The sequence below is a fragment of the Baaleninema sp. genome (assembly GCF_049974805.1).
Taxonomy (GTDB): Bacteria; Cyanobacteriota; Cyanobacteriia; order Cyanobacteriales; family Geitlerinemataceae; genus Baaleninema.
This window is the reverse complement of record NZ_JBNGCO010000055.1, coordinates 24,454-30,817: the sequence shown is the minus strand read 5'-3', so window position 1 is coordinate 30,817 and position 6,364 is coordinate 24,454. Positions and strand designations below refer to the sequence as shown.

The window sequence follows — 6,364 nt, the reverse complement described above, 5'->3', positions numbered from 1 at the left end:
GTTGCTCTATCCCGCTTAAGCTCAGGCTTTCAGCTTTTTTGTCCTGTACTTAGGTCACAACCTTATTTTTCGCTCTATTATTTTTCGCTCTATTATTTTTCGATCGCAATCCCCCCGAAAACAATTCCAAGACAAACCGAAAACCCATGTCAAAGCCTCGTCCGAACCTCTTTATTATCGGTGCGATGAAAGCAGGAACCACGTCCCTGCACCACTACATCAACACCCATCCCGAAGCGTTCATGTGCGAACCGAAAGAACCCTGTTATTTCGTCGCACCCGACCAACTCAATTGGGAAGATATTAAAAAGCTGGAACTGTGGAAAGACGAAAACCGCTATCTCGACTTGTTTCGAGAGGCGGGAGAAGCCAAAATCATGGGGGAATCCAGTACCTTATACGCCAAAGCGCCCCACATCACCGGAGTTCCCGAACGAATCGCTCAATTTAACCCCGAGGCTCGGTTTATCTACGTTTTACGCGATCCGATTCCCCGAACCATCAGTCATTACTGGCACGAAATTCGCCAGGGGAACGAGTTTCGCGATATCCTCAGTGCTATTGAGGAAAATCCCCTCTACCGGGATGTCAGCCACTACAGCGAACAACTAAAGCGGTATTACGAATATTTCGATCGCGATCGCCTGCTCGTTCTCAGCTTTGAAGAAATGACGCAAACCCCCACCACCGTCATTCGCCAAGTGTTCGAGTGGTTGGGAATTGATGCGGACTTCGTCCCCCCTAATATCGATCGAAAAATCCACGTCACCCCGCAAAAGTTCCCCCGCAAAGACACCCTATTTCGCCTGCGGTATCGCTGGCCCTTCCGCCAAATCGCCGACGCCTTACCCAAATCCCTTCGCAACGCCGGAAAACAAGTCGCTGTCAAAGAATTATCTCAAGATATCGACCCCGAAGTTCGCCAAGCTGTCATCGACTACCTGCGTCCGATTCAACAGGAACAAACCCGCGAACTCACCCAACTCCTCGGACGGGAATTTCCCGAATGGAAGCAACTTTGGGGAGTTTAAAATTGAAAATTGAAAATTGAAAATTGAAAATTGAAAATTGATAAGGGGGTGGGGGATGAATTAATACTGTTAAATCTCCCCTCTTCATCATCTCATCATCGAATTACTTCATCATCTCCTTATTTATGAACATTCTCAGTATTCACAACGCCTATAAAATTCGCGGTGGGGAAGACGAATCGCGTCAAGCAGAAGAACGCTTGCTGCGAGAACGCGGACACCAGGTTGAAGTTTACGAAGAACACAACGATCGCGTTGATACCCTTTCCGCTTTACAAGTGGCCGCCAAAACGGTTTGGTCGCGGGAAGCTTACCACGATGTCACCGAGACACTGAAATCGCGTCCCTGCGACGTGGTTCACGTTCAAAATTTCTTCCCCCTTATTTCCCCTTCCGTCCACTACGCCGCCAGCGATTTGGGGGTTCCGGTGGTTCAAACCCTGCGAAACTACCGCCTCCTCTGTCCTAACGGCTTGTTTTTCCGCGACGGAGGAGTTTGTGAAGACTGCTTGGGTCAAGCGATTCCCTATCCGGGGGTGGTTCACCGCTGCTATCGCGATTCCCTGGCCGCCAGCGGGATGACGGCGACGATGTTGGTGGTTCACCGACTGCTGAAGACTTGGAAAACTCGGGTCAATGGGTTTGTGACGTTGACGGAATTCGCTCGTCAGAAGTTTATTGAAGGGGGATTTCCGGGGGAGAACATCCACGTGAAACCGAATTTCGTTCATCCCGATCCCGGTATGGGAAGCGGAAGCGGTGGATATGCGGTGTTTGTGGGGCGGTTGTCTGTGGAAAAGGGTCTCGATACGCTGTTGGCGGCGTGGGAGAAACTCAACGGGGCGATTCCGTTGAAGATTCTCGGAGACGGTCCGCTGTCGTCCCAGGTGGAGGCGGCGATCGATCGCATTCCGAACGTGGCTTGGTTGGGGCGTCGTCCTATGACGGAAGTGTACGACATTATCGGCGAGGCCAGGTTTTTGGTGTTTCCCTCGAAGTGGTATGAAACCTTTGGACGGGTGGCGGTGGAAGCCTTCGCCAAGGGAACGCCTGTTATCGCGGCGAACATTGGGGCGATCGCGGAACTCGTGGAAGACGGACGGACGGGGTTACACTTTCAACCGGGAAATTCGGAGGATTTGGCGGCGACCATCGAACGATCGATCGCCCATCCTGAATTGTTACAAGAGATGCGATCGGTGGTTCGTCAGGAATACGAAAATAAATACACCGCAGAGGCGAACTATCGGCGATTGATGGAAATTTACGAGTTGGCTCGTTCCAAAACCGTTTCGTAAACTGTTTCTAACACGCGAGTTTGTCGATCGCGATCGAAACTTTGACAGACCCAATCTCGCCCTTTTTCACTCAAACTTTGCCATAATTCAGGGTCTTGAAGTAGCTTAACAATGTATTTCGCCAAACCCTGACTATCCCGTTCGGGAACCAAAAACCCCGTTTCTTCGTGTAACACCGCCTCGGGAATTCCCGCGTGAAGCGTCGCCACCACCGGAAGACGCATCGCTTGGGCTTCTAACACCACGTTCGGAAGCCCTTCCGTGTCGCCATCGGGGGCGGTTACGCTGGGCGTCGCCAAGACTTTCGATCGATTCATCCAGGCTTTTACCTCCGACTGCGGCTGAACGCCGAGAAACTCGTAATTTTTCAAAGATTCTTTCGCCTGACGTTCCAACTTTTCCCGTAAAATTCCATCTCCAATCACCACAAGTTTCGCCTCTCGATGGTCGATTTGAACCCTCGCCATCGCCGCAATTAAATCCTCGAGTCCTTTTTTCGCCGTCAGTCGCCCCACAAACAACACCACCGACTCTCGTGGAACTTGTAAATCCGCTTGAAACTGGTTCGTATCGACGCCGTGATAGTGGGGGCGAATTTTAGTTTCGGGAAATCCCTGTTCCACGAGTTTCTGTTTGATAAATTTCGACACCGTGAGAAACAGCGTCGTTTCCCGTTTCAACGCTTCTCGCCGTTGAAAATAAATCCAGTGATTGAGAGAGACATATTGACTGGTTTCCGGGGTAATCGTCGCATCCGCCCCGCGATAGTGAACCAGTAAGGGAATGTTGAGTTTGCGAATCCAGGGAAGAACCAACACACCGCTAAGTCCGAATTGAGCGTGAAGTAATACCGGATTGAGTCGTTCGATTTGTTGGTAAAAATTCGGGGCGAATCCGGTGAGTTTGAACGTGGCTTCTGCGAATTTACCGAGTTGATTTCCAGAATTGAGAACCAGGGTTCGATCGCTCGGAAGTTCCAACCCCGGAACCCGACGAGAACCCACATAATAGGGCGTAAAGTTTTGCAGTTTTTCCCCTTGCGCCCGGATAAAGGTTTGCGACGGGGGAAGTAACAGACTACTGAAAAAAATAACGTTTTTCATAAGAATTCACCTGTAGTCTTGCTATTTGGGCGGTGTACGTTGGCGGTGCGTGAGGATTTATTAGCCTCACTTTCGCGGAAGCGGTGCGTAGCACTTTCGACACCCTATTTTTCAAGTCACGCACCCGACAAATCATCACCCCATTACCCCATCATCCCCCTACCCGTGCCATTTCTTCAAAATTTCCACCACCGCCGGAACGTCAACGCTGAAATTTTCCCGGTTGTTGGCTTTATTGGAACAAACAAACTCAAACGGATGTCCGAGAGCCTTCGCCAAATAATAGTAATAGGTTTGCATTTTCGCCATAATCTGTAACTCTAAAACGTTGACTTTCGGCGAAAAAAGGATATGCGTAATCCCGCCGCCATAGGCTCCCACCACCGTTTCCGCATCGTAAAACAGCTCGATTTTCTCTTCTAAGCTGTAATCTTCTAAAACGTATTTCTCAAACCCGAACTTTTGCAGTTCGCCGAACAGTTCCTCTTCGTTGAGAATGTGGCGTTTTTTCAATCCCGAGGCGGATTTTGCCCGAGAAATGTAAATTCGCTTATTTTGTTGAGAAGGGCGATCGGGAAGACAGGTTTCTCGAAGTTTTTTAATGTACAATTGTGGTAAATATCCCGAGCCAAACTGGGTGAGAAATGTCGGTAAAATCAGCTTTTCTAAACGGTACAAACGTCCTGGTTCGACCTTGACTAATTTGGCATTTTCGGGTATAATTTTAGGAACGATAATTTCTTCAGCTTCCGCTGTGGGATCGGCGTAGAGAACCTTGATTTCGTCGATATCTCGATACGCCGGGTCGTTGAGGAGAAAACAGCGAGGCACCAAGTCGATAAATTTGTGATAGTAGCCGTTGGGAAGCCCTTGATAAATGCTTGTATAGCCGGGAATGGTTTCCACGGGTTGCTCGAAAAACTTCCGTTTGAGAAAGGATTGATTTAAAAACGCACCCCAAATCGTAATTTTATCCATGTTCGGATACATGGATTCGGCGAAAATTTTTCGAGATTGGGTCATCACGAGACCGTTTCCCGGCTCGAACAGTACGTCTTCGACGACGGAACTGTAAATATCGTGGGTGGTGTAGGTTTCCCCTTCTAAATATTTAAAGGGATCGTCAAAGGGCGGCATTTTTTTGACTTCCGGCGTGGGAACGGTTTCTTTGGGAAGTCGATAGATAGGATGGTCTTTTCCGCATTCCTTTTCGACGGTGGTGGTGTCTAATAAAAAGGCAATTGACGGCGAGAGAACCAACTGACTGTAAAGCGGTCGGATGGCGGGTTTGATGGCGTTTATTGCGGTTTCAAAGGGAGAAGTTCGGGCTGTCATAGGAGTTTAGAGAGGGAGAAGGGGAGAGGGGGAGACAAGAAAGAAACCTGTGGAGTCGGTGCGTGACGAGTTGGTCGGTTGAGTTGCAGAGTTTTCGTGTTTTTAAGTCACGCACCCGACAACTTTGGGTTATGTTTATTTTTGGGTTCGTTCGTATAGTTTTTCGCAGAATTCATCGATGAAGTCGGCGATGTGACGTTGGGGTTGGAAAAATTCATCGATACGATCGCTCGTATAGTGAAACTCCGCCTCGGTGGGTTCGCCGTCGGGAATCACGATCGCGATCGCCTCGCCGCATCGCGTTCGCATACTGTGTTCTACCAACTGTGCGAGTTGGCGAATGCTGATGGTGTCGGGGCCCGGAACGTGCAGCAACGAGAGGCGATCGATCTCGTCTACGGTCGATCGAATGGTTTCGCAAATATCCCACACCGAAATAAAATTGCGTTTCTGATATCCAGGCGATCGCAAGACGATTTTTCTCAGTTCCACCGCCTCCCGACAAAACCCCAGCGGCGTCAGCGTCCAACGGTTACAGGCGTCGATGTCCGCCGGAATCCCGAAAAAGTTACTCGGACGCAACACCAACCCCTGAATTTTCCCCTGTCGCCGATATAGCTGCACGTACTCTTCCGCTTGTAAATGGGTCAAGCCGTAATCATTGAGGGGAAGCGGCGTCGTGGTTTCGTCGATGACTCCCTTCGGGCGTCCGAAAACGTGAAACGTCGAGAGATAAACGAATTTGGGGATGTCGTTGTTAACGCAGAAGTCCAACGCCGCCCGCGTTCCCGCCACGTTACGCCAGAGACTGCGATAGGGCTGTTCGCGACAGGTGACATCGTGGGCGGCTGCGGCGTGGACGAACAAATCCACAGGGGTTTCGAGGGTTTGTTGGGCGAAGGCTTGGGGGCGATCGAGATCGATCGCCACGTCCGCCCCCGGTTTCCGCGTCGCCGTCAACACCCGCCAACCGTTAGCTGCAAAATCCTGACAGGCGATCCCGCCGAAATAGCCGTTCGCCCCTGAAATTAAAACTGTTTTCGTCATGACTCGAACCGGAACGGACTTTCAAACTCAGCCAGCGGTTTCCATTGCTGGTCTTTCGCAGACACGATTGGCGCTTCCGCCACCCAGGGAATCCTCGCCGAATTCCACAAAATTCCCTCTTCATGTTCCGGGGCGTAAACCGAAGACACCTGATACATCACCAACGCCATTTCGCTGACGATATAAAACCCGTGGGCTAAACCCGAAGGAACGTAAACCGCGTTTCCCTTTTCCGGCGTCAGGGTGAAGACAGCGTGTTCGCCGTAAGTGGGCGACCCCACCCGCAAATCTACCACCGCATCGAGGATTTCCCCCTCCGCACAATGGACGAGTTTCGCATGGTCTTTCGGGGGAACCTGAAAGTGTAATCCTCGCAAGACGTTTTGCTGAGATACCGAATAGTAAGCTTCGGCGAAATGCGTCGCCAGACCGAACTCTCGATAGACTTCTTCGTGAAAGGTTTTGACGAACCGACCGCGATCGTCTTTAAACACTTTCACATCGATTTCGTAACAACCTGGAATTTTCGTTTCTCGACAGTTCATCATCC

The 6,364-nt window shown here is 50.4% G+C and carries 6 protein-coding genes; 2 read left to right on the top strand and 4 right to left on the bottom strand.

The window, feature by feature from the left end; all coding sequences use genetic code 11:
* Nucleotides 1-146: 146 nt before the first annotated feature.
* Entirely contained in the window at nucleotides 147-1,031 is an 885-nt protein-coding gene (locus tag ACP5D4_RS12280) for a sulfotransferase family protein (RefSeq protein ID WP_428011911.1), read from the top strand.
* Between the two features lie 125 nt (nucleotides 1,032-1,156).
* On the top strand, nucleotides 1,157-2,329 hold the full coding sequence (locus ACP5D4_RS12275) for a glycosyltransferase (RefSeq protein WP_428011910.1): 1,173 nt from the start codon (nucleotides 1,157-1,159) through the stop codon (nucleotides 2,327-2,329).
* Here the strand turns inward: ACP5D4_RS12275 and ACP5D4_RS12270 are convergent.
* The 4 genes from ACP5D4_RS12270 to rfbC form a co-directional block, all read right to left on the bottom strand.
* Nucleotides 2,296-3,432 carry a glycosyltransferase gene (locus tag ACP5D4_RS12270; protein ID WP_428011909.1) on the bottom strand — a complete coding sequence of 379 codons (1,137 nt, stop codon included), beginning with the start codon at nucleotides 3,430-3,432 and terminating at the stop codon, nucleotides 2,296-2,298. The genes ACP5D4_RS12275 and ACP5D4_RS12270 overlap by 34 nt on opposite strands.
* Before the next feature lie 159 nt (nucleotides 3,433-3,591).
* Nucleotides 3,592-4,767: a glycosyltransferase family 61 protein gene (locus ACP5D4_RS12265; protein ID WP_428011908.1), complete on the bottom strand. Its 1,176-nt coding sequence runs from the start codon at nucleotides 4,765-4,767 to the stop codon at nucleotides 3,592-3,594.
* Between the two features lie 135 nt (nucleotides 4,768-4,902).
* On the bottom strand, nucleotides 4,903-5,814 hold the full coding sequence (locus ACP5D4_RS12260; RefSeq protein ID WP_428011907.1) for an NAD-dependent epimerase/dehydratase family protein: 912 nt from the start codon (nucleotides 5,812-5,814) through the stop codon (nucleotides 4,903-4,905).
* Entirely contained in the window at nucleotides 5,811-6,362 is a 552-nt protein-coding gene (rfbC, locus tag ACP5D4_RS12255; protein ID WP_428011906.1) for a dTDP-4-dehydrorhamnose 3,5-epimerase, read from the bottom strand. Before rfbC ends, ACP5D4_RS12260 begins: the two co-directional genes overlap by 4 nt.
* Between the last annotated feature and the right edge of the window lie 2 nt (nucleotides 6,363-6,364).

What these genes read in the sequence shown, in the direction of transcription:
- ACP5D4_RS12280 (WP_428011911.1), top strand. Translation starts at nt 147, where the DNA reads ATGTCAAAGCCTCGTCCGAACCTCTTTATTATCGGTGCGATGAAAGCA.
- ACP5D4_RS12275 (WP_428011910.1), top strand. Translation starts at nt 1,157, where the DNA reads ATGAACATTCTCAGTATTCACAACGCCTATAAAATTCGCGGTGGGGAA.
- ACP5D4_RS12270 (WP_428011909.1), bottom strand. Translation starts at nt 3,432, where the DNA reads ATGAAAAACGTTATTTTTTTCAGTAGTCTGTTACTTCCCCCGTCGCAA.
- ACP5D4_RS12265 (WP_428011908.1), bottom strand. Translation starts at nt 4,767, where the DNA reads ATGACAGCCCGAACTTCTCCCTTTGAAACCGCAATAAACGCCATCAAA.
- ACP5D4_RS12260 (WP_428011907.1), bottom strand. Translation starts at nt 5,814, where the DNA reads ATGACGAAAACAGTTTTAATTTCAGGGGCGAACGGCTATTTCGGCGGG.
- rfbC (WP_428011906.1), bottom strand. Translation starts at nt 6,362, where the DNA reads ATGATGAACTGTCGAGAAACGAAAATTCCAGGTTGTTACGAAATCGAT.